This window comes from Massilia phyllosphaerae, assembly GCF_034659755.1.
GTDB lineage: Bacteria > Pseudomonadota > Gammaproteobacteria > Burkholderiales > Burkholderiaceae_D > Telluria > Telluria phyllosphaerae.
Window position 1 is genome coordinate 1548805 of record NZ_JAXSQX010000001.1, and the last position, 23295, is coordinate 1572099.

Consider the following 23295-nt stretch of genomic DNA (forward strand, 5'->3'; position numbering starts at 1 on the left):
CAGATGGATGGCAAATGAGTGGCAGATTCGGTTGGAAGGCGTGACTTTAGCAAATCGCCCAGGCGCGGTAGCATGGGCGCGGGAGGCACGATGTCATGAATACCGATTTCAATCTCGAACGTTTCGTCGACGCCCAGGCCGGCGTCTACGACCAGGCCCTGGCGGAACTGCGCGCGGGCCGCAAGCGCAGTCACTGGATGTGGTTCATCTTTCCCCAGATCGCCGGGCTGGGGCAGAGCAACATGGCGCGCCGGTACGCGATCGCCTCGACCGACGAAGCCGCCGCCTATCTCGCCCATCCGCTGCTGGGGCCGCGCCTGCGCACCTGCGCCGCGGCCGTCGCCGCGCACGACGACCGCCCGGCCGACGCCATCTTCGACTATCCCGACAACCTGAAATTCCACTCCTCGATGACGCTGTTCGCCGACGTGGCGCCGGACGAAGCCGTATTCCAGACCTGCCTCGACCGCTTCTTCGACGGCGCCGGCGACCCGGCTACGCTCGAGCGGATCTGATCAGAGATCGGCGGACTGCGCGGCTGCCTGCGCGTTTGTTTGCGCGATCACCTGCGTCGTCATCTGCGCCACCCGCCGCGCGAGCGCGTCGAGCGGGAAGGGCTTGACCATCAGGCCGGTGCCGGGATCGAAACTGCCGTGTTCGACCAAGCGCGCTTCGGCGTAGCCGGTAATGAACAGCACCTTCAGTCCGGGACGGGCCAGGCGCGCCGCCTCGGCCAGCTGGCGGCCGTTCATGCCCCCGGCCAGGCCGATGTCGGTGACCATCAGGTCGACCGGCGCGCCGGTGCCGAGCAGGCGCAGGGCGGCAGCGGCGTCGCCCGCCTGCACCACGCGGTGGCCCTGCTGCGACAGGGCTTCGGCCATCAGGCCGCGCAGCGGCGCCTCGTCGTCGACCAGCAGGATGCGGACCGCGGCCGGGCGTTCCGCGGCCACGGCCGCCGGCGCCGACGGCGCGGCCTGCGCCGCACCCAGGTGGCGCGGCAGCAGCATGTGCACGGCGGTGCCGCGGCCCGGGGCCGACTCGGCGCTCACATGCCCGCCCGACTGGCGCGCGAAACCGTAGATCATCGACAGCCCGAGGCCGGTGCCCTGGCCGATCGGCTTGGTGGTATAGAAGGGATCGAAGGCCTTGGCCAGCACCTCGGGCGCCATGCCGGTGCCGGTATCGGACACGCTCAGCAGCACATAGTCGCCCGCCGTCAGCTCGCTGCGCGCGGCCTGCCCGGCATCGAGCACGCTATTGGCCAGCGCGATGCGCAGGCGGCCGCCGTCCGGCATGGCGTCGCGCGCATTGATGCACAGGTTCAGCAGGGCGTTCTCGAGCTGGTTGGGGTCGACCAGGGTCGGCCACAGCCCGGGGGCGTGCTCGACCTCGAGCGTGATGGCAGGGCCGATGGTGCGCCGCACCAGGTCGAGCATGCCGTCGACCAGGCCGGCCGGATCGAGCGCGCGGGCGTCGAGCGGCTGGCGCCGCGAAAACGCCAGCAGGCGATGGGTCAGGGCGGCGGCGCGCCGCACCGCGCCCTGGGCAATGCCGACGAAGCGGTCGAGGTCGTCCAGCTTGTTGCTGCGCACGCGCAGCGCCAGCAGCTCCAGGCTGCCGCCGATGCTGGCCAGCAGGTTGTTGAAATCGTGGGCCAGGCCGCCGGTGAGCTGGCCCACGGCTTCCATCTTGAGGCTCTGGCGCAGCTTTTCCTCGGTGTCGAGCAGGGCGGCCGCATGTTCGCGCTCGAGCGTGACGTCGCGTCCGACCGCCACCACCAGGTCGTCGCTGCGGCTGGCATTCCAGGCGATCCAGCGGTAGCTGCCGTCGCGGTGGCGGTAGCGGTTCTGGAAGTTCGGCGCCAGCCGGCCGTCGTCGTCGAGGGCGGACAGGGCCCCCTGGGTCGGCGCCAGGTCGTCGGGATGGACCAGGTCGAACAGGTTGGCGCCGACCAGTTCCTGTTCTTCCCAGCCCAGGATCGCGCGCCAGGTCGGATTGACCGCCGCGATCGGGCCTTCGGCGCGCGTCACGAGCATGATGTCGCCCGACAGCCGCCACATGCGGTCGCGCTCGGCGGCGCTTTCCTCGGCCAGCTGCTCGAGTTGCAGGTTGAGGGCGCGCAGCGCCTTGGCGGCATCGATGCGCGCCATCTCGGCCCAGGTGCGGTCGGCCACGCCGCGCACGAACGCGATCTCGTCGGCGGCCCAGGCGCGCGGCCGGTCCTGCTGCGCCAGGAACACGCCGACCGCGCCGCTGGCATCCAGCACCGGCACGTTCAGCAGCGCGCGCACCGCCAGCGTCTGGAACACGTCCCAGTGGGCGGCGGTGCGCGGGTCGGTGCGGACGTCCGCGATCGCGACCACTTCGCCGCGCTGGAGGTCGGCGTAATAGCTGCCGTAATGGCGGAACGGATGCACGCCGACCATCGACGGCACCGCCGGCCCGGCGCGCCAGTCGCGCACCACCCGGGTCGTGGCGGCCACCGCGTTGATGCGCCCGAAGCCGGCCTGGGTCACCCCGAGCGTCGCGCCGACCACCTCGCTGGCGATGGCGGCGGCTTCGTCCGCATTGTTGACCATGCGCAGGCGGTCGCCCAGCCCGAGCAGGGCGGCCTGGCGCAGTTCGCGCTGCTTGCGCGCGGTGATGTCGACGGCGGTGCCAAACCACTCGCGGATGGTGCCGTCCAGGGCCAGCAGCGGTACCGCGCGCGACAGCGTCCAGCCGGACGTGCCGTCGGCCAGGCGCACCCGGTGCTCGTGCTCGAACACGCCGCGGGTGCGGATCGCCTGTGCGATCGCCCTGCTCACGCCCGGCTGGTCTTCCGGATGAACATAGTCGCCCAGCCAGGTGCTGGACGCGGCCGCGGTATCGGCCGGCACGCCCTGGCCTTCGAGCCGGTGCATCCGGGTCCAGTCGGCATTCATCCGGTACACGATGCTGGCGCCGGCAAAGGTGCGGAAGCGCTCGTCATTGAGCAGCAGCGCCTTGGTGGCGCGCACGTCGGCGGTGACGTCGAGGGCGGTCTTGACTATGCCGCGCACCTCGCCCTCGGCCCATGCCGGACTGTAGCTGAGGTCGACCCACATCTCTTCGGGCGCGCCGCTGCGCTCGACGACCAGGCGCTTGCGGTTGAAAACGCGCGTCTCGCCGCGCAGCACGTCCGGATACACCGAGCTGATGAAATCCTGCAGCTCGGGCCAGGTCGGCCGGTGCGGCTGTCCCAGCGCGTGCGGATGGCGCGCGCCGCAGATCGCCGCGTAGCTGTCGTTGTATACCTGGATCAGATCCGGTCCCCACAGCACCGCCATCGGCAGCGGCGAATGGACGACCAGGTCGACCAGCGTGCGCAGCGCCGCCGGCCAGCTTTGCAGCGGGCCGAGCGGGGTGGCGGCCCAGTCATGGGTGCGGATCAGCGCGCCGAGCACGCCGCCGCCGACGGGCCAGGCAGGATAGGGAGGAGGAAGTTCCGACATGCGCCGAAGGATGGAAAAAAGAAACGGAAAGCAACATACATGTAGTCGAACTGAGGAATTTGACGAGAAATCTGTCCCATCCGCGCATGATTCCTCGTTTGGCGCGCCGAGCCCGGCCGCCATGTTGCGTATAATCCGCAGATAGCTTGTCCATCAATCATTACACAACAACATCATGGCTTCATCTTCCGAAAACATCAGCATGGCGGTGTTCTGCGACTTCGAGAACGTCGCGCTCGGCGTGCGCGATGCGAACTACGAGAAATTCGACATCAAGCTCGTCCTCGAACGCCTGCTGCTCAAGGGCAGCATCGTGGTCAAGAAAGCCTATTGCGACTGGGACCGCTACAAGAGCTTCAAGGGCACCATGCACGAAGCGAACTTCGAACTGATCGAGATCCCGCACGTGCGCCAGTCCGGCAAGAACTCGGCCGACATCCGCATGGTGGTGGACGCGCTCGACCTGTGCTACACCAAGGCCCACGTCGACACCTTCGTCATCGTCAGCGGCGACTCCGACTTTTCGCCGCTGGTCTCCAAGCTGCGCGAAAACGCCAAGCGCGTGATCGGCGTCGGCGTCAAGCAGTCGACCTCGGACCTGCTGGTCGCCAACTGCGACGAATTCATCTTTTATGACGACCTGGTGCGCGAAGTGCGGCGCGCCGCCGCCAAGCGCGACGAGCGCAAGGCCCAACCGCAGGCGCAGGCGCCGCAGCAGGGCCGCCGTCCGTCCGACGAAAGCAACCGCAAGAAGGAAGAGATGGAGGCGCGCAAGCTGCAGGCGCTGGAAATGGTCGTCGAGACCTTCGATGCGCTGGTCTCCGAACGCGGCGATACCGGCAAGATCTGGGCTTCGCTGCTGAAGGACACGCTGAAGCGCCGCCGCCCGGACTTCTCGGAAACCTATTTCGGCTTCCGCACCTTCGGCAACCTGCTCGAGGAAGCGCAGACGCGCGGCCTGTTCGAATTCGGCCGTGACGAAAAATCCGGGACATATGTATACCGCAGCGCCGCCACCCAGCCGGCCGAGACGCTGGCCGGGGTCGACGCCGAGCAGGCCGAGCCGACCGCGCCGGAAGCGGCCGATGGCGCGCTCAATGGCATCGGTGGCGGCAACGGCAACGGCAACAGCAGCGGCGAGCTGCCGCTGGAGCAGGCCGTGGCCGAGGCGCCGGCGTCGAATGGCGCCGCGTCCGGCGGCCGCGAGCTGCGCCGCCGCGGTGGCCGTGGCCGCAAGGGCGGCCGCGAGCAGCAGCCAATCCAGCAGGCAGGCGAGGACGCCGCGGCCGTGCCGGCGACGGCGGACGCCGACAGCGCTTCCGCGACCTGGCCGGCGCCGACGCCGGACCTGGCCGAAGCGCCGCCGGTCGAACTGTCGCCGATCGCCGCGCTGGCCGATGCCGCTTTGGCCGCCAGCGCCGCCGCGGTGACGACGGCAGCCGACGCTGCAGATGCGCCGGCGGCCGACGTTGCCGATGTACCGTCTGCGGCCGCTGCAGCCGACGTTGCTGCCGACGCTGCCGCCGAGCCGGCGCCGCCGGTGAAGGAACGCCGCCGTACGCCGCGCAAGCCGGCTGCGCGCAAGGCGTCCGCCGCGCCGGTGGAAGAAGCGGCGGCACCGGTGGAAGCCGCGGCGGACACGCCGGCCGAAGCCACGGCCGCCACCGCCGAGACGGCGCCGGACGATGCCGCGGTGGCGCTGGATGCCGCTGCGGCGGTCGAGGCGGCGGGTACGGCGACGGCCGAGGACATCGCAGCCGAGGACATCGCCGCCGATGGCGAGGACGCCCAGGGCGACAAGCCGGCCCGCAAGAAGCAGACCCGTGCGGCGTACAAGGCACCGTCGCGCAAGGCGGCGCCGCGGGCGCGGCGTCCGGCCAAGCCGAAGACGCCGGTCGAGGGCTGAGTCAGGCACCGTCGTTCCCCGCATTGCCGGAAACGACTCCCCGCCTGCGCGGGGACGACGGGGTGGAGGTTCCAGCGCTATCCGCACCGGCATCCGCGCGCCAGCCCCGCGCGCACGTATGCCATAATGACAACGCCGGGATGCCTGTGCGCCCGGCTTGATCGGCGTGCAACTTCCAAGGATCCATCATGCGTACGCTCACCGGACTGCTCCCCAGTGTCGCCTTGCTGTTCGCGGCCGCCATCGCCCATGCCCAGCCGGCGCGGGTCCAGGCGGCGCTGTCCGCTTCCCATCCGCTGCTCGGCATCTGGACCCTGAGCATTCCCCAACTGTCCTGTTCCGAGACCTACCACTTCCGCGGCGACGGCACCGTACTGGTCAAGAGCAAGGAAGAGGTGTCGGAAAGCGAATTCACGATCACCGAAAAGCCGAGCACCAAGGGTTTCTACAAACTGGAAGACAAGATCGTCAAGGACAACGGCAAGCAGGACTGTTCCGGCGAGATCACCGAGGTCGGCTCGCGCGTCACCAATTACTTGCGCTTCCACCCGTCCGGCGCGCGCTTCGTGATGTGCGAGGACGAGTCCATGGAAACCTGCATCGGACCGTTCGAGCGGGCGCCGGCCCAGGGGATCTGATCTTCTAAGCATCTTTCTTCGCTTCTTTCTTCGCTTCTTTCTTCGCTTCTTTCTTGTATATTGCTGGGCGATTCGACCACCCTGGAAACCTGATGTCCCCGGCTTTACTTTTCTGCATCCTCATCGGCTACTTCGCGCTGCTGCTCGGCGTCGCCTGGGCCACGGCGCGCAACGCCGACAACGACAGTTTTTTCATCGGTAACAAGAGCAGCAACTGGATGCTGGTCGCCTTCGGCATGGTCGGCACAACCCTGTCCGGCGTGACCTTCGTCAGCGTCCCCGGCGCGGTCGGCGCCGACGGCTTCGGCTACCTGCAGGTGCTGATCGGCTACGTGATCGGCTACATCGCGGTGGTCTACCTGCTGCTGCCGCTGTACTACCGGATGAAGCTGACCTCGATTTATCACTATCTCGAAGTGCGCCTGGGACGGCGCGCCTACCAGAGCGGCGCCGGCTTCTTCATCCTGTCGCGCCTGTTCGGCGCCACCGCGCGCCTGTACCTGGTGGTGGCGGTGCTGCAATCGATCATCCTCGACAGCCTCGGCATCCCGTTCTGGCTGACCACCTTCGTCATCCTCGGCATGATCCTGCTGTACACCTACCAGGGCGGCGTCAAGACCATCGTCTGGACCGACACCCTGCAGACCAGCTGCATGCTGTTCGGCCTGTTCGCCTGCGCCGCCTTCCTGCTCGGCCAGCTCGATCTGTCGGTGCCGCAGGCGCTGGCGCAGATGCAGGAGCGCGGCCTGGCGCGCGTGTTCACGCTCGATGCGAACGCGCCCGGCTTCTGGCTCAAGCAGATCGTGGCCGGCGCCTTCATCACCATCACCATGACCGGCATGGACCAGGAAATGATGCAGAAGACGATTTCCGTGAAGACCCTGAAGGATTCGCAGAAGAACCTGCTCAGCCTGACCGCGGTGCTGGTGGTGGTGCTGTGTTCCTTCCTGTTCCTGGGCGGCCTGCTGTACCTGTATGCGCCGCTGGCGGGCGTGAGCGCGACCGGCGATAAAATCTTCCCGGCGACCGTCATGGGCCATTTGCCGGCGGCGGTGCAGATCATCTTTTTGATCGCGCTGATCTCGGCGCTGTTCCCGAGCGCGGACGGCGCCATCACGGCGCTGACCTCGACCTTCTGCATCGACATCCTTGGCATCCAGCGCCGCTCCGGCATGAGCGAAGCCGCCCGCATGCGCCTGCGCCACCACGTGCACCTGGCGTTCGCGCTGCTGTTCCTGGCGCTGGTGATGGTCTTCAAATGGCTGAACGATCCGAGCATGATCGGCGTGGTGCTGAAGGTGGCGGGTTATACCTATGGCCCGCTGCTCGGCCTGTTCGCCTTCGGCATGGTCACCACGCGGACACTGAACGACCGCCTGGTGCCGGTCGTGACCATCGGTGCGCCCATCCTGTGCGCCTTGCTCGAACATTACCAACAACTTGTGTTGGGCAGCTATCGCCTTGGCCTGGAATTGCTTATCCTGAACGGTGCGCTCGTATTTGCCGGGCTGTTCGCGATTTCGCGCCGCGCCACGGCACGGCCCGCGGGCGGCGCCGTCGCCGCCAACACCCCATTCTGAAAACCTGACCGGAGTCCAGATGTCCTTCAAGCCCTTGTCCACCCTGCGCCGCGGTATTGGCTCGCTCTGGCGCGGCCTCGACGCCACGCGCCGCTTCGTGCTGAACCTGATCTTCCTGCTGGTCCTGATCGTGCTGTTGATGGCGATCTTCGGCAGCGGCCTCAAGCCGCTGTCGCCCAAGACCGCGCTGGTGCTCGACCTCAAGGGCGAGCTGGTCGAGGAGCGCGCCGGCAGCGTGCGCGATTCCGTCGTGGCCGGCCTGAGCGGCAACGCGCGCCGCGTGGTCCAGCTGCGCGACGTCCTGTCGGCGCTCGACCACGCCGGTAAGGATGACCATATTAATACCGTCGTCCTGCTGCTCGACCAGCTCGATGGCGGCGGCCTGGCCTCGCTGCGCGAGATCGGCGCCGCCGTCGACCGCGTCAAGGCCAAGGGCAAGACCGTGGTGGCCTGGGGCGGCAGCTACGACCAGAAACGCTACCTGGTGGCTTCCCACGCCAGCGAGGTCTACCTGCACCCGATGGGCATGGTGATGATCGAAGGCTTCGGCCGCCACCGCAACTACTACCGCGACGCGCTCGACAAGGTCGGCGTCACGGTCAACCTGATGAAGGTCGGCACCTATAAAAGCTTTGCCGAGCCCTACATCGGCAACGGCCCGTCGCAGGCGGCGCAAGAGGCCGACAGCTTCCTGTACAACGCGCTGTGGGCCAACTACACGGGCGAGGTCGAGAAGGCGCGCAAGCTGCCGGCGGGCAGCCTGGCCAAGGGCATCGATGAACTGCCGCAGCGCATGGCCGCGGCCAACGGCAACGCCGCCAAGGTGGCGCTCGACTGGAAGCTGGTCGACGGCCTGAAAACCCGCGACGAAGTGCGGGCCATGCTGATCAAGCGCGGTGTCTACGACGACACCAACAAGACCTTCCGCCAGATCGGCTTCGACGACTACGTGGCGCACTACCCGGACAAGAAGCTGGGCGATGCGGTGGCGGTGGTGGTCGCCGCCGGCGACATCACCGAAGGCATGGGCGGCCCCGGCATGGTCGGCGGCCTGTCGACCTCGAACCTGATCCGCGCCGCGCGCGAGGACAAGGACGTCAAGGCGCTGGTGTTGCGCGTGAATTCGCCGGGTGGCAGCGCCTTCGGCTCGGAACTGATCCGGCGCGAGCTGGAACTGACGCGCGCCGCCGGCAAGCCGGTGGTGGTGTCGATGGGTGACGTGGCGGCTTCCGGCGGCTACTGGATCTCGATGGCGGCCGACGAAGTGATCGCCGACCCGTCCACGGTGACCGGCTCGATCGGCGTGTTCGCGATCCTGCCGACCGCCGACAAGGTGGTCGACAAGCTCGGTATCCACACCGCCGGCGTGACCACCACCTGGCTGGCCGACGCCTACAATCCGCTGCGCCCGCTCGATCCGCGCTTCGGCCAGCTGATCCAGTCCAGCATCAATCATATTTATGACGAATTCACGACCAAGGCCGCGATCGCGCGCCGCACCTCGCCGGAAAAGATCGACGCGGTGGGGCAGGGCCGGGTCTGGACCGGCGCCCAGGCCAAGGAACGCGGCCTGGTCGACCGCCTCGGCAGCTATGGCGATGCGCTGCGCTCGGCCGCCCAGCGCGCCAAGCTGGGCGACGATTTCCGCATCGTCTATGCCGAGCAGCCGGCGTCGCTGGCGGAACGCTTCCTGGCAAGCCTCGGCCTGTCCGACGTGCAGGCGCTGAACGTGCAGGTGAAACTGGGCCTGGTGCCGGATCCGGTGAGCGCGGCGGCCCTGTCCACCGCCGCCTCGACGATGAACGCCGCCGGCATCACGCGCGACCTCGGCTGGCTGTCGCAGGTGGCCGAGCGCCGCCAGCCGTTCGCGGCGGTGACGCACTGCCTGTGCGAAGCGCCCTGAGTTTGTAACGTCTTGTAGGCCGGCATGCGGATGCCGGCGCGACGGGCGCGGAATCTTCCGCGCCCGTTTTGTTTTGAATGTCCGCCTTTGTGGCGCGATCCGTGTTCAACCGTGTAAAGACGCGCGCCGGCTTTGTATCCGGATGTTTCGCAGGGTGGCGATGTTGCCGACTTCTGTACGATCTGAAACATAAACACGGCACGACGCATGGTAAAGTCGAGGGAACTTTTATTGTGCTTTTGAACACTCGGCCGTCAAGGACAAGAATGAATTCGACCGTTACCCCGGACAAGGACCAGACCACCACCACCCCAAGGCGTTCGCGCCGCTCGCGCATCATCGGCACCATCATCGCGCTCCTGGCGATGGCCGGACTCGGCTGGCTGGCCTGGCACCTGACGCACCAGGATCCGCAGGCCGGTCCCGGCGGCGCGCCCGGCGCGGGCGGGCAGGGTCGCGGCGGTGCCGGTGGCGGCGGCGGCCGCGGCGGTCCCGGCGGACGCGGCATGCCGGCCACCACGGTCGGCACCGGCAAGGCCGAACGCGCCGACATCCCGATCCTGCTCGACGCCCTCGGCACCGTGACCCCGGCCGCGGTGGCGACCGTGCGTCCTCAGGTCGGTGGCGTGCTGCAGAAGATCAACTTCACCGAAGGCCAGCTGGTCAAGGAAGGCCAGGTACTGGCCACCATCGACCCGCGGCCGTCGCAGATGGCCCTGCTGCAGGCGACCGGCCAGCGCCAGCGCGACGAAGCGCAACTGGAAAGCGCGCGTGTGCTGCTCAAGCGCTACCAGACCCTGCTCGAGCAGGACTCGATCGCGCGCCAGGACGTCGATACCCAAGCCGCGCTGGTCAAGCAGCTGGAAGGCACCGTCACCACCGACAAGGCGGCCGAAGGCATCGCCCGCATCAATCTCGGCTACACCCAGGTGCGCGCGCCGATCAGCGGCCGCGTCGGCCTGCGCACGGTGGACATCGGTAACCTGGTGAATTCGGGCGACACCAACGGCATTGCCGTGATCACCCAGCAGTCGCCGATCGACGTCGAATTCGCGGTCCCGCAGGACAACCTGCCGATGCTGCAGCAGCGCATCAACGACAACGCGACGCTGCCGGCCACCGCGCTCGACCGCACCCGCACCGACACCCTGGCCAGCGGCCGCTTCATGGCGCTCGACAACCAGGTCGATACCCAGACCGGCACCGTGCGCGCCAAGGCGCGCTTCACGAACGATGCGCTGAAGCTGTTCCCGAGCCAGTTCGTGAACATCCGTTTGCAGGTCAACCTGATCAAGAACGCGGTCACGGTACCGGTGACGGCGCTGCGCCACGGCTCCAGCGGCGACTTCGTCTACGTGCTGAATCCGCAGGAACGCACGGTGGCGCTGCGCACCGTCAAGCGCGGCCAGGCGACCGCCGAGCGCGTCGAGATCACCAGCGGCCTGCAGGGCGGCGAGACCGTGATCACCGAAGGCGCCGACCGCCTCAAGGATGGCGCCAAGGTGACGCTGCCGGGCGACCGTCCGCAGGGCATGGGGGCCGGCGGCCGCCGTGGCCAGCATGGTGGTGCCGCGGGCGCGGGCGCGCAGGGCGGCACGGCGCCGGCGGCGCCCGGCGCGACCCCGGCCGCGGCGGAAGGTACGCAGCCGCAGGGCCAGCAAGTGCAGGGCCAGCAGGGCGGCGAGCGCCGCCAGCGCCGCCAGCAGCAGGAGGGTGCAGCGCAATGAGTGTAATCCGTACGGAGGTGCGCGCATGAGCCCATCCGCACCCTTTATCCGCCGTCCGGTCGCCACCTCGCTGCTGATGCTGGCGATTATCCTGGCCGGCCTGGTCGGGTATAAATTCCTGCCGCTGTCGGCGCTGCCGCAGGTCGATTTCCCGACCATCCAGGTGCAGACGCTGTACCCGGGCGCCAGCCCGGAAGTGATGGCGCGCACTGTGACGGCGCCGCTGGAGCGCCAGTTTGGCCAGATGTCCGGCCTGTCGCGCATGAGTTCCACCAGCGCCGCCGGTGTGTCCGTGATTACCCTGCAGTTCAGCCTCGGCGAGACGCTCGACGTCGCCGAGCAGGAAGTGCAGGCCGCGATCAATGCCGGCGGCTCGCTGCTGCCGACCGACCTGCCGGCGCCGCCGGTGTACGCCAAGGTGAATCCGGCCGACGCGCCGGTGCTGACGCTGGCGATCACCTCGGACACGATGCCGCTGACCGAGGTGCAGAACCTGGTCAACACCCGCCTGGCGCTCAAGATCAGCCAGGTCAGCGGCGTCGGCCTGGTCACGCTGCAGGGCGGCCAGCGCCCGGCGGTGCGGATCCAGGCGAACACCGATGCGCTGGCCTCGTACGGCCTGGGCCTGGACACGCTGCGCACCGCGATCACCAACGCCAACGCCAACAGCGCCAAGGGCAGCTTCGACGGCCCGGCGCGCGCCTACACCATCAACGCCAACGACCAGCTGGTCACGGTGCCCGACTACAAGGGCTTGATCGTCGCCTACCGCAACGGCGCGCCGGTGCGCCTGTCCGACGTGGCGCGCGTGGTCGACAGCGCCGAAAACGTCAAGCTGGGCGCCTGGGCCAACATGAAGCCGGCGATCATCCTCAACGTGCAGCGCCAGCCGGGCGCCAACGTGATAGCCACCGTGGACGCCATCAAGGAGCGCCTGCCGGAACTGCAGGCGAGCCTGCCGGCCAACATCAGCCTGAGCGTGCTGTCCGATCGCACCACCGGCATCCGCGCCTCGGTCGAGCACGTGCAGATCGAACTCGTGCTGGCCGTGGTGCTGGTGGTGCTGGTGATCTTCGCCTTCCTGCACAGCCTGCGCGCCACCATCATCGCCAGCCTGTCGGTGCCGATCTCGCTGATCGGCACCTTCGGCGTGATGTACCTGCTCGGCTACTCGCTGAACAACCTGTCGCTGATGGCGCTGACGATCGCCACCGGCTTCGTGGTCGACGACGCGATCGTCATGATCGAGAACATCGCGCGCTATATAGAAGAAGGCGAAAAGCCGATGGCGGCGGCGCTCAAGGGCGCGACCCAGATCGGCTTCACCATCATCTCGCTGACGGTGTCCCTGATCGCGGTGCTGATCCCGCTGCTGTTCATGGGCGACGTGGTCGGCCGCCTGTTCCGCGAATTCGCGGTGACGCTGGCGATCACCATCCTGATTTCCGCCGTGGTGTCGCTGACGCTGGTGCCGATGATGTCGGGACGCTGGCTCAAGGCCGAGGACAAGTCCCACGAGAGCAAGTTTGCCCGTAAATTCCAGGGCGGCTTCGACTGGGTCATCAAGCACTACGACACCAGCTTGAACTGGGTGCTGGCGCGCCAGGGCCTGACCCTGCTGGTGGCGCTCGGCACGCTGGTGCTGACCGCGCTGCTGTGGACCTTCATCCCGAAAAGCCTGTTCCCGACCCAGGACACCGGCCAGCTGCAGGCGCGCGTCGAAGCGCGCCAGGCGATCTCCTACCAGGCGATGGCCGAGATGCAGCAGGCCGTGGCGCGCGAAGTGCTGGCCGACCCCGACGTGCTGTCGCTCAGTTCGACGGTGGGCGTGGATGCGGCCAACAACACCATGCTGCACACCGGCACCATGCTGATCAACCTGAAGGAAGACCGCAGCAACCAGGAAGACCTGATGGAACGCCTGCGCCGCCGCGTGGCCCAGAACGTGGCCGGCGCCACGCTGTACCTGCAGCCGACCCAGGACCTGACCATCGATGCCGAGAGCGGCCCGACCCAGTACCGGCTGTCGATCGAAGGCGCCGACACCAAGACCGTGACCGAGTGGGCCACCAAGCTGTCGCAGGCGATGGCGCAGCGCAAGGAACTGCGCAACGTGGTCACCGACGCCGGCGCCACCGGTGCCGCTGCCTACGTCAACATCGACCGCGACAGCGCCTCGCGCCTGTCGGTGACGGCCTCCAACGTCGACGACGCCCTGTACAGCGCCTTCGGCCAGCGCATCGTGTCGACCATCTTCACCGAGACCAACCAGTACCGCGTGATCCTGGAAGCCCAGCAGGACGAGCAGATGTCACTCGACTCGCTATCCAACCTGCAGCTGCGCACCGGTTCCGGGTCGCCGACGCCGCTGTCCAGCATCGCCTCGATCAGCGAGCAGGCGGCGCCGCTGCAGATCACCCACGTGGCGCAGTACCCGGCCACCACCGTCGGCTTCGATACCGCATCCGGCGTCAAGCTGGGCACCGCGGTCAGCGCGATCCGCGAAACGGCCGAGCAGATCAAGCTGCCGGCCTCGGTGACGCTGACCTTCCTCGGCGCTTCCGGCGCCTACCAGAACTCGCTGTCGAACCAGCTGTGGCTGATCCTGGCGGCGGTGGTGTGCGTGTACATCGTGCTCGGCGTGCTGTACGAAAGCTATATCCACCCGCTGACCATCCTGTCGACGCTGCCCTCGGCCGGCGTCGGCGCGCTGCTGGCGCTGATGGTGACCGGGCAGGGGCTGGGCGTGATCGGCATCATCGGCATCATCCTGCTGATCGGCATCGTGAAAAAGAACGCGATCATGATGATCGACTTCGCCATCGAAGCCGAAAGGGACGAGGGCAAGGACCCGCGCACCGCGATCCACCAGGCGGCGATGCTGCGCTTCCGCCCGATCATCATGACCACCCTGGCTGCGCTGTTCGCCGCCATCCCGCTGATGTTCGGCTGGGGCGAGGGTGCCGAGCTGCGGCGGCCGCTGGGCCTGGCCATCTTCGGCGGCCTGATCGTGAGCCAGATGCTGACCCTGTTCACCACGCCGGTGATCTACCTGGCCTTCGACCGCCTGGCACGCCGCTGGGGCGGCCAGGAGCCGGCCAAGCCCTCGGGTCCGGGTTCGGCGACCACGCCTCAGCCCAAGGCGCCGGCGGGACAAGGCAATGAAGCCGCGCTGCTGAAGCCGCCGGTCAATGCACGCGAGGCCGACGCATGAATTTGTCGAAGCCCTTCGTCCAGCGGCCGATCGCGACCGTGCTCCTGACCCTGGGGCTGGCGCTGGCCGGCATCGGCGCCTTCTTCGTGCTGCCGGTCTCGCCGCTGCCCCAGGTCGACTTCCCGTCGATCTCGGTCAGCGCCAACCTGCCGGGCGCCAGCCCGGACACCATGGCCAGTTCGGTGGCGACGCCGCTGGAACGCAGGCTGGGCGTGATCGCCGGCGTCAACGAGATCACCTCGAACAGCGGCAACGGCTCGACCCGCGTCAGCCTGCAGTTCGACCTGAACCGCCAGATCGACTCGGCCGCGCGCGAAGTGCAGGCCGCGATCAGCGCCTCGCGCGCCGACCTGCCGTCGACGCTGCGCAGCAACCCGACCTACCGCAAGGCCAATCCGTCGGACGCGCCGGTGATCATCCTGGCGCTGACGTCCAAGACGCGCAGCCCGGGCCAGATCTACGACGAAGTCTCGAACCTGGTGCAGCAGAAGCTGGCCCAGGTGAAGGGCGTCGGCGACGTCGAGATCGGCGGCGGCTCGCTGCCGGCGGTGCGTATCGACCTCAACCCGTACCAGCTGAACCACCACGGCGTGTCGAGCGAAGACGTGCGCGCCGCGATCCAGGCCAGCAATCCGAACCGCCCGAAAGGCGCGCTGGAGGGCAGCGGCATGCGCCTGCAGATCTATTCGCAGGCGAACACCCCGACCAACGGCCGCACCGCGGCCGACTACCGCGGGCTGGTGGTCGCCTGGCGCAACGGCGCCGCGATCCGCCTGCAGGACATCGCCGAGGTCACCGACAGCGTAGAGAACATCAATACCCTCGGCCTGTTCAACGGCCAGCCGGCGGTGATCGTGCTGGTCACGCGCCAGCCGGGCGCCAACATCATCGAGACCGTCGACGGCGTGCGCGCGCTGATGCCCTCGCTGCAGGCGCAGCTGCCGCAGGACGTGAGCCTGCAGGTGGCGTCGGACTCGACCAACTCAATCCGCTCGTCGCTGCACGAGATCGAGCTGACGCTGATGATCTCGATCCTGCTGGTGGTGCTGGTGGTGAGTGTGTTCCTGCGCAGCGTACGCGCCACCGTGGTGCCGGCGGTGGCGACCGTGGTGTCGCTGCTGGGCACCTTCGGCGTGATGTACCTGCTCGGGTTTTCGCTGAATAATCTGTCGCTGATGGCGCTGACCGTGGCCACGGGCTTCGTGGTCGACGACGCCATCGTGGTGCTGGAAAACACCAGCCGCCACGTCGAAGAGGGCATGGACCGCATGAAGGCGGCCCTGCTCGGCGCCCAGGAAGTGGGCTTCACGGTGCTGTCGATCAGCCTGTCGCTGGTGGCGGTGTTCATCCCGCTGCTGTTCATGGGCGGCCAGGTCGGGCGCCTGTTCCGCGAATTCGCCGTCACCCTGTCGGTGGCGGTGATGATCTCGCTGGTGATCTCGCTGACCACCACGCCGATGCTGTGCGCGCTGCTGCTGAAACACGGCCAGAAGCCCGAGCGCAAGCCGGGCGTGCTGGCAAGGTGGTCGGAAGCCGGCTTCGACAAGATATTGAAAGGCTACGAGCACGCGCTCGACTGGGCGCTGGACGCCAAGCTGCTGGTGATGCTGATCCTGGCCTTCGTGGTCGGCCTCAACGTGTTCCTGTTCTCGGCCGCGCCCAAGGGTTTCTTCCCGCAGCAGGATACGGGCCAGATCAACGGCGGCATGCGCGCCGACCAGAGTATCTCGTTCCAGGCCATGCAGGGCAAGCTGTACCAGCTGGTGAACACGATCAAGAAGGATCCGGCGGTGGACACCGTGGTCGGTTTCACCGGCGGTTCGCGCGCCGGCGGCGGCTTCATGTTCGTCAACCTGAAGCCGGCCAGCCAGCGCGCCAAGGGCGAGAGCGGCCAGGCAGTGATCGCGCGCCTGCGCCCGCAACTGGCCAAGATCACCGGCGTGCAGCTGTTCCTGAACCCGGTGCAGGATTTGCGCATGGGCGGACGCCAGAGCAACTCCACTTACCAGTACACGCTCAAGAGCGACAACCGCAACGACCTGAAAGCCTGGGCGACCAAGCTGGCCGACGCCATGAAGGGGCAGAAGGCCTTGACCGACGTCGACACCGACCAGGCCGAGAACGGCGTCGAGACCTATGTCGAGATCGACAAGGACAGCGCGGCGCGCCTGGGCATCAGCGCCAAGGACGTCGACAATGCGCTGTATAACGCCTTCGGCCAGCGCCAGGTCGCCAACATCTACGACGAGCTGAACCAGTACCACGTGATCATGGGCGTGGCGCAGAAGTATGCACAGTCGCCGGAGGCGCTGGACGACGTGTACGTGCCGGCCGGGTCGACCGCGTCCTCCGCGACCACTAATACCACCGCCGGCGCCAGCGCGGCCAGCGGCACCGGCACCACCACGGGTGGGGCCACTGCCTCCACCAGCGTCGCCTCGAGCACCGGCAGCAGCGGCGGCACGCCGACCAGCCCAAGCAACCTGACCGCGGCGCGCGACCCATCCAGCGGTGCGGCGCTGGCCACCAGTGTGCGCAACATGGTGCCGCTGTCGGCCATCGCCCGCTTCGCCGAGCGCTCGACCCCGAGCTCGGTGAATCACCAGGACGGCGAACTGGCGACCACGATCTCGTTCAACCTGGCCCAGGGTTCCTCGCTGTCCGACGGCCAGGCCGCGGTGCGCCAGGCCGAAGCCGACATCGGCATGCCGGTCAACGTGCGCGGCACCTTCCAGGGCCAGGCCAAGCAGGCGGAGGAATCGAACAAGCAGCAGCCGCTGCTGATCCTGGCGGCGATCGTCGTCATCTATATCGTGCTGGGCATCCTGTACGAGAGCCTGATCCACCCGATCACGGTACTGTCGACGCTGCCGTCGGCCGGCGTCGGGGCGGTGCTGGCGCTCTTGATGTTCCATATGGAGTTCTCCATCATCGCGCTGATCGGCGTATTCCTCCTGATCGGCATCGTGAAAAAGAATGCGATCCTGATCATCGACTTCGCGCTGGAAGCGGAGCGGGCGAGGGGGCTGTCGGCCACCGAGGCGGTGCGCGAAGCCTGCCTGCTGCGCTTCCGCCCGATCCTGATGACGACGCTGGCGGCTGCCCTGGGCGCCTTGCCCCTGGCAATCGGCTTCGGCGAAGGCTCGGAACTGCGCCAGCCGCTTGGCATCGCCATCATCGGCGGCCTGCTGGCCAGCCAGCTGCTGACGCTGCTCACCACGCCGGTGGTCTATGTCTACATGGACAAGCTGCGCAGCCGGAAGCCGGACGAACACGAGCTGGTGCGCCACTCTATCGAGCCCCAGCCTTCGATCACCACGAATTCATGAACAAGAACAGACCAAGCATGCGTGTAACCCGATTTGTCTTACCCTTCCGTCCGGCCCTGCTGGCGCTGGCGGCTTCCGTATTTGCCGCCGGCTGCTCGGTGAGCCCGACCTACCAGGTGCCCACCACGCCGGCGCCGGCGCAATTCAAGGAAATGCAGGGCTGGGTGCCGGCGGCGCCCGCCGATGCGCTCGAACGCGGGCCGTGGTGGACCCTGTTCGGCGATCCGGTGCTGAACGACCTGGCGTCCCAGGTCGAGGTCTCGAACCAGAACGTGGCGGCGGCCGTGGCGGCGTATGCCCAGGCGCGCGCGCTGGTGGCCGAGCAGCGTGCGTCGCTGTTCCCGAGCGTGACCCTGAACGGCTCCGGCACTCGCTCGGGGTCGCGCGGCGGCGGCGGTGCGGCCACGGTCGACGCCAACGGCAACATCATCGGCGGCAGCAGCGGCGGCGACGTCCGCAACAACTTCCGCCTGTCGATCGGCGGCAGCTGGGAGCCGGACGTGTGGGGCCGCCTGCGCGCCGGCGTCACCGCGGCCAGCGCCCAAGCCCAGGCCAGCGCCGCCGACCTGGCGGCCGCGCGCCTGTCGGCCCAGGGCGAGCTGGCCCTCGACTACGTGTCGCTGCGCTCGGTCGACGCCCAGCGTGAGCTGCTGAAGACCACCATCGAGGGCTACGAGCGCGAACTGCGCATCACCCAGAACCGCTACAACGTCGGCATCATCCCGCATTCGGACGTGTACCAGGCCGAGACCCAGCTGGCGACCGCGCGCAGCGACGAGCTGTCGCTGAGCAGCCAACGCGCCCAGCTCGAGCACGCGATCGCTGTGCTGGTCGGCAAGGCGCCGGCCGAGTTCTCGCTGCCGGCGGCACCCTGGAACGTGACCGTCCCGGACGTCCCGGTCGGGGTGCCGGCCACGCTGCTGCAGCGCCGTCCGGACATCGCCAGCGCCGAACGCCGCGTCGCCGCCGCCAATGAGCAGATCGGCATCGCGCGCTCGGCCTACTTCCCGGACGTCGGCCTGAGCGCCAACTACGCGACCGCGGCGAGCCGCATCGGCGACCTGCTGAACGTGTCGGCGGCGACCTGGTCGTTCGGCCTGTCGGCGGCCCAGACATTATTTGATGCAGGGGCGACCCGCGCCCGCGTCGAGAGCGCGCGCGCCGCGCACGAGCAGGCCGCGGCGAACTACCGCCAGACCGTGCTGACCGCCTTTGCCGACGTCGAAAACCAGCTGACCGCCACCCGCGTGCTGGCCCAGCAGCAGGACCTGCGCCGCCAGGCATCCGAAGCCGCCGACAAGGTCGAGCAGCAGGTGCTGAACCGCTACCGCGCGGGCCAGGTGAGCTACACCGACGTGGTGACGGCCCAGATCACGGCCCTCAACGCGCGCCGCAACCTGATCCAGTCCCAGGCCGACCGCCAGACCACGGCCGTCGCCCTGATCCAGTCGCTCGGCGGCGGCTGGCACGCGCAGCCCTGACCCAACGCAAACCGGGGTCAGAGCACAATCATCAGGAGATTGGAAACTTCGGGGTCAGAGCACAATCAGTACAAGATTGCGCTCTGACCCCGAATTTATTTCCAAAAACCGGGCTCTGACCCCGGTTTGCGGTTTGTCAGCCGGGGCGCTTGGCCCAGCGCGCGGCCAGGATCGCGCACACCATCAGCTGGATCTGGTGGAACAGCATCACCGGCAGGATCACCATGCCGAGCGCGCTCGGGGCGAACAGGACTTTCGCCATCGGCACGCCGCTGGCCAGGCTCTTCTTCGAGCCGCAGAACACGATGGTGATTTCGTCTTCCTTGCTGAAGCCCAGGCGACGGCTGGTCCAGGCCGCCAGCAGCAGCGCCACCGCCAGCATCGCGCCGCACACCAGGCCGAGCGTGACCAGCGCCGACAGCGACAGCTTGTGCCACAGTCCCTCGTTCACCGATTCGCTGAAGGCCGTGTACACGACCAGCAGGATCGAGCCCTGGTCGACGATCTTCAGCATCGGCTTGTGGCGGTCGACCCAGGCGCCGATCCACGGCCGCATGAACTGGCCCGCCAGGAAGGGCAGCAGCAGCTGTTCGACGATGGTGAGGATCGCGTCCAGCTGCGAGCCGCCGGCGGCGCCGCGCGCGATCAGGGTGCCGACCAGCAGCGGCGTGACGAAGATGCCGACGAAGTTCGAAGCCGAGGCGCTGCACACCGCGGCCGCCACGTTGCCGCGCGCCACCGAGGTGAAGGCGATCGACGACTGCACGGTCGAGGGCAGGGTGCACAGGAACAGGATGCCGACGTACAGATCCGGCTGGAGCACGGTCCCGGACAGCGGCTTCATGACGAGGCCCAGCAGCGGGAACATGACGAAGGTCGAGGCCAGCACCAGCAGGTGCAGGCGCCAGTGCGTCAGGCCGTCCACCATCGCCTCGCGCGACAGCTTGGCGCCGTGCAGGAAGAACAGCAGGCCGATGGCGAAGCTGGTGATCTTGCCGAGGGCGACCGCGGTCGGGCCGCTGCAGGGCAGGAGGCTGGCCAGGGCGATGGTGCCGAGCAGCCACAGGGTGAAGGTGTCGGGCGCCAGGCGGCGCAGGGTGGTGGTGGTCTGTTCTAGGAAGCGGGGCATGGAGTTCCGGCGGGGCTGCTGGCGTGTTGAACCCGTCATTTTATCTGCATTCGCTTGGCGTCGCAGAAAGGGGGGGCCACCCCGGGGCCACCCCGGGGCCGCCCGCCGCCGCGTTCCCGATTCGCTCACGTCCGTGAGTCTTTTCGTTTGTCGTCTCCAAGCGATTGACCCCTGTGTATTTGGATTCAATACTGGAATGCGAAACCAACAAGAACCAGGAGACGAAAATGCGGAAACCTCGATCGACACCCGTGCTGCGCGCGGGCGTGCTGTTCACCATGCTTGCCTGCGCAAGCCTGCAAGCCCAGGCGGCCTTCAGCGTCACCGCGACTAAGGACGCCAGCGACAAAGTCGTCAGCTATACCATCGATACCAATGCCGGCCTGGTGTTCAAGGTGCGCGGCTTCCCGACCGACACCAGCACGACCTCGCCGGGCGACCTGGCCAGCCTGGTGTACAACGGCGTCGAATACCAGGATGCGGGCAGGGGTACCCAGGTCAATACCGGCTACGACTACATTTATACGGACCAGACCGGCGTCAGCGTCAAGGCGGAAGTCGTCGACGCGAACGGCAATGCGACGCCGGTCGCCCTGCCGGCCGCGGGCCAGAGCGCGGTGACGGCGGCCAGCGATTACATCAAGGTCACGGTGACGACGGTGGGCGGCGCGACAGGCGTGCTGACCCACTACTACCTGGTGAAAAAGGGCGACGCCAGGATCTACATGGGCACCTATTTCACCGCCGAGCCGACCGGTTCGGCCCTGGTGCGCTTCATCGCCCGCATGCGCATCGCCGCGCTGCCCAACGGCACACCGAGCGGCACGCCGGGCGGGCTGGTGGTGAATGCCGATCCGAACCGTCCGCCGTCCTGGCCCGACGATTTACGCAGCACCAACGGCGCCATCGAGTCGGGCGACATCTTCGGCATCCCCAGCGGCCCGAATGCCGGCGAAACGCGTTCCAAGCATTACTCCAACATGCGCCTGAAGGACTGGGCGTACATCGGCGGCACCGGCCCGAGTGTCGGCATATGGATCGTGCGCGACAACAACGAGGGCGGCTCCGGCGGTCCCTTCTATCGCAGCCTGCTCAACCAGATCACCAGCACCAATAACGAGATCACCTACATCGTCAACTACGGCGAGGGCCAGACCGAAGGCTTCCGCCTGAACCGCCTGAACGCCTACACCATGAGCTTCACCAACGGTGCGGCGCCCGGTCCGGTCGACACCACCTGGTTTTCGAAGATGAACCTGCTCGGCTACGTGCCGCCGACCGCGCGCGGCAATGTGTTCGTGCCGGCGATCTATGGCCGCAATACCGCTTATCCTTATACCGTCGGGTTCGCCAGCGCCGGTGCCCAGTACTGGGCCGATGCCGCCAGCAACGATGGCCATGTGAATGCCGATGGCATGATCCCCGGCACCTACACGATGACGGTGTACAAGAACGAGCTGGCCGTCGCCAGCTCCCAGGTCAGCGTCACGGCGGGCACCACCAACATCGTGCCGGCCGTGACCATCGTCGCCGATGCGCTGGCCAACAGCGACGATCCACGCGGCAAATGGCACCTGGCGAAAGGCGATCCGAGCCTGACCCAGGCCCTGTTCCGCATCGGCGAGTGGGACGGCACGCCGCGGGAATTACTGAACGGCGACAAGATCACGATCATGCACCCGTCCGACGTGCGCATGAGCCCGTGGTTCGACACGGCCAGCGTGGCCAACCCTTACCAGGTCGGCGTCGCGACCCCGCGCGCGCAGATGCCGGCTTACCAGTGGAAGGGGTTGACGGGCGCGCCGAACGGTCCGGTCACGGTGAATTTCACGCTGAAGCCGAGCCAGATATCGGCAACGTCGACCTATCGCTTCCGCATCGGCGTGACGACCGCCCAGGCCGGCGGCCGGCCGCAGATCGCCGTCAACGGCTGGACCTCGCCCTTCGTCGGCTCGCAGTCCGGCGACGTGTTTCCGCCGGCCCAGCCGTCCACCCGCACCATGACGGTCGGCAGCTATCGTGCGCGCAACATCACCTACGACTACACGATTCCGGCGAGCGCCCTGGTGGCCGGCCAGAACACGCTGAAAGTCTGGGTCGTCAGCGGTTCGACCAGCAGCTCCAGCTGGCTGACGCCCGGCTATGCGTTCGATGCCCTCGACCTCATCAAGATTGACTGAGCGCGCTTGCCTGAGCATCCCCGCTCTCCCTCGATCCCGGGAGAGCATTCTTTCATGATCCCTATTTCAGCAGAGCCCACCGTGCACCTCAAATCCCTTCGCCTGACCGCCGCCGCCATCTTCGCCCTTGGCAGCGCCGCTACCACCCAGGCTGCCGTCGTCACCACCTACACCAGCCCCCAGGTTCCGGTCGCCATCTGCGATACCTGCACCGTCACCTCGACGCTGACTGTCGACAGCCACGGCCGCATCCTAGACGTCGACGCGCTGCTCGACATCACCCACAGCTACGATGCCGACCTGGTGCTGCGCCTGAGCCATGGCGCCACCACCGTATTGCTCGCCAACCGCCAGGGCGGGTCCGGCGGCGCCAACTACACCGGCACCGTGTTCGACGACCAGGCCGACATCGGCATCGACGCCGGCTATGCGTATGCGCCCTATACCGGGTCGTTCCGGCCCGAGGAGGCGCTCGCCGCCTTCATCGGCCAGGACATCTTCGGCGACTGGACGCTGACGGTGACCGACAGCGAAGCGGGCGATGCCGGCACCATCGACGCCTGGGGCATCAGCGCCGCCGTGCCGGAGCCGGCCAGCCTGGCGCTGGTCGGCCTCGGCCTGCTGGGCCTGGCCGTACCGCGCCGCCGCAAGGCTTGAGCGGCGCGGCCGGGCAGGGCAGTCCATGGCAAAGTGGCGGCGTGGCGCCGTGGTTTTGTGCGACAAATGTATTTCCCG

At 67.8% G+C, this 23295-nt stretch carries 13 protein-coding genes; 11 read left to right on the forward strand and 2 right to left on the reverse strand.

Annotated elements, in window-relative coordinates; all coding sequences use genetic code 11:
* The first annotated feature begins 95 nt into the window (after positions 1 to 95).
* Positions 96 to 515, forward strand: a complete 420-nt coding sequence (locus U1H99_RS07000) for a DUF1810 domain-containing protein (RefSeq protein WP_323140992.1) — start codon at positions 96 to 98, stop codon at positions 513 to 515.
* On the opposite strand, the gene U1H99_RS07005 is transcribed toward U1H99_RS07000, so the two are convergent.
* Positions 516 to 3473: a PAS domain S-box protein gene (locus U1H99_RS07005; protein WP_323140993.1), complete on the reverse strand. Its 2958-nt coding sequence runs from the start codon at positions 3471 to 3473 to the stop codon at positions 516 to 518.
* A gap of 175 nt (positions 3474 to 3648) precedes the next feature.
* Between U1H99_RS07005 and U1H99_RS07010 the strand changes: the two genes are divergently transcribed.
* From U1H99_RS07010 to U1H99_RS07045, 8 genes are all read left to right on the forward strand, one after another.
* Positions 3649 to 5379: an NYN domain-containing protein gene (locus U1H99_RS07010; protein WP_323140994.1), complete on the forward strand. Its 1731-nt coding sequence runs from the start codon at positions 3649 to 3651 to the stop codon at positions 5377 to 5379.
* Positions 5380 to 5567: 188 nt separating this feature from the next.
* Entirely contained in the window at positions 5568 to 6017 is a 450-nt protein-coding gene (locus U1H99_RS07015; RefSeq protein ID WP_323140995.1) for a hypothetical protein, read from the forward strand.
* 92 nt (positions 6018 to 6109) lie between these two features.
* Positions 6110 to 7597, forward strand: a complete 1488-nt coding sequence (locus U1H99_RS07020; RefSeq protein ID WP_323140996.1) for a sodium:solute symporter — start codon at positions 6110 to 6112, stop codon at positions 7595 to 7597.
* Positions 7598 to 7616: 19 nt separating this feature from the next.
* Positions 7617 to 9500 carry a signal peptide peptidase SppA gene (gene sppA, locus U1H99_RS07025; protein ID WP_323140997.1) on the forward strand — a complete coding sequence of 628 codons (1884 nt, stop codon included), beginning with the start codon at positions 7617 to 7619 and terminating at the stop codon, positions 9498 to 9500.
* A gap of 266 nt (positions 9501 to 9766) precedes the next feature.
* The gene (locus U1H99_RS07030) at positions 9767 to 11227 is read left to right on the forward strand and encodes an efflux RND transporter periplasmic adaptor subunit (protein WP_323140998.1); all 1461 of its coding nucleotides are present in this window, start codon (positions 9767 to 9769) and stop codon (positions 11225 to 11227) included.
* 25 nt (positions 11228 to 11252) lie between these two features.
* Entirely contained in the window at positions 11253 to 14441 is a 3189-nt protein-coding gene (locus tag U1H99_RS07035; RefSeq protein ID WP_323140999.1) for an efflux RND transporter permease subunit, read from the forward strand.
* Positions 14438 to 17770 carry an efflux RND transporter permease subunit gene (locus tag U1H99_RS07040; protein ID WP_323141000.1) on the forward strand — a complete coding sequence of 1111 codons (3333 nt, stop codon included), beginning with the start codon at positions 14438 to 14440 and terminating at the stop codon, positions 17768 to 17770. Before U1H99_RS07035 ends, U1H99_RS07040 begins: the two co-directional genes overlap by 4 nt.
* Positions 17771 to 17787: 17 nt before the next feature.
* The gene (locus tag U1H99_RS07045; RefSeq protein ID WP_323141001.1) at positions 17788 to 19251 is read left to right on the forward strand and encodes an efflux transporter outer membrane subunit; all 1464 of its coding nucleotides are present in this window, start codon (positions 17788 to 17790) and stop codon (positions 19249 to 19251) included.
* 136 nt (positions 19252 to 19387) lie between these two features.
* Here the strand turns inward: U1H99_RS07045 and U1H99_RS07050 are convergent, their stop codons facing one another.
* A complete protein-coding gene (locus U1H99_RS07050) occupies positions 19388 to 20380 on the reverse strand; it encodes a bile acid:sodium symporter family protein (protein ID WP_323141002.1) in 993 nt (330 codons plus the stop codon).
* A 227-nt stretch (positions 20381 to 20607) separates the two neighbouring features.
* Between U1H99_RS07050 and U1H99_RS07055 the strand changes: the two genes are divergently transcribed.
* On the forward strand, positions 20608 to 22560 hold the full coding sequence (locus tag U1H99_RS07055; RefSeq protein WP_323141003.1) for a rhamnogalacturonan lyase B N-terminal domain-containing protein: 1953 nt from the start codon (positions 20608 to 20610) through the stop codon (positions 22558 to 22560).
* An 81-nt stretch (positions 22561 to 22641) separates the two neighbouring features.
* Positions 22642 to 23217, forward strand: coding sequence for a proprotein convertase P-domain-containing protein (locus U1H99_RS07060; protein WP_323141004.1), 576 nt, complete (start codon positions 22642 to 22644; stop codon positions 23215 to 23217).
* Positions 23218 to 23295: the final 78 nt, after the last annotated feature.

Excerpts from the sequence above, each read along its gene's own strand:
- U1H99_RS07000 (WP_323140992.1), top strand. The coding sequence starts at position 96 with ATGAATACCGATTTCAATCTCGAACGTTTCGTCGACGCCCAGGCCGGC.
- U1H99_RS07005 (WP_323140993.1), bottom strand. The coding sequence starts at position 3,473 with ATGTCGGAACTTCCTCCTCCCTATCCTGCCTGGCCCGTCGGCGGCGGC.
- U1H99_RS07010 (WP_323140994.1), top strand. The coding sequence starts at position 3,649 with ATGGCTTCATCTTCCGAAAACATCAGCATGGCGGTGTTCTGCGACTTC.
- U1H99_RS07015 (WP_323140995.1), top strand. The coding sequence starts at position 5,568 with ATGCGTACGCTCACCGGACTGCTCCCCAGTGTCGCCTTGCTGTTCGCG.
- U1H99_RS07020 (WP_323140996.1), top strand. The coding sequence starts at position 6,110 with ATGTCCCCGGCTTTACTTTTCTGCATCCTCATCGGCTACTTCGCGCTG.
- sppA (WP_323140997.1), top strand. The coding sequence starts at position 7,617 with ATGTCCTTCAAGCCCTTGTCCACCCTGCGCCGCGGTATTGGCTCGCTC.
- U1H99_RS07030 (WP_323140998.1), top strand. The coding sequence starts at position 9,767 with ATGAATTCGACCGTTACCCCGGACAAGGACCAGACCACCACCACCCCA.
- U1H99_RS07035 (WP_323140999.1), top strand. The coding sequence starts at position 11,253 with ATGAGCCCATCCGCACCCTTTATCCGCCGTCCGGTCGCCACCTCGCTG.
- U1H99_RS07040 (WP_323141000.1), top strand. The coding sequence starts at position 14,438 with ATGAATTTGTCGAAGCCCTTCGTCCAGCGGCCGATCGCGACCGTGCTC.
- U1H99_RS07045 (WP_323141001.1), top strand. The coding sequence starts at position 17,788 with ATGCGTGTAACCCGATTTGTCTTACCCTTCCGTCCGGCCCTGCTGGCG.
- U1H99_RS07050 (WP_323141002.1), bottom strand. The coding sequence starts at position 20,380 with ATGCCCCGCTTCCTAGAACAGACCACCACCACCCTGCGCCGCCTGGCG.
- U1H99_RS07055 (WP_323141003.1), top strand. The coding sequence starts at position 20,608 with ATGCGGAAACCTCGATCGACACCCGTGCTGCGCGCGGGCGTGCTGTTC.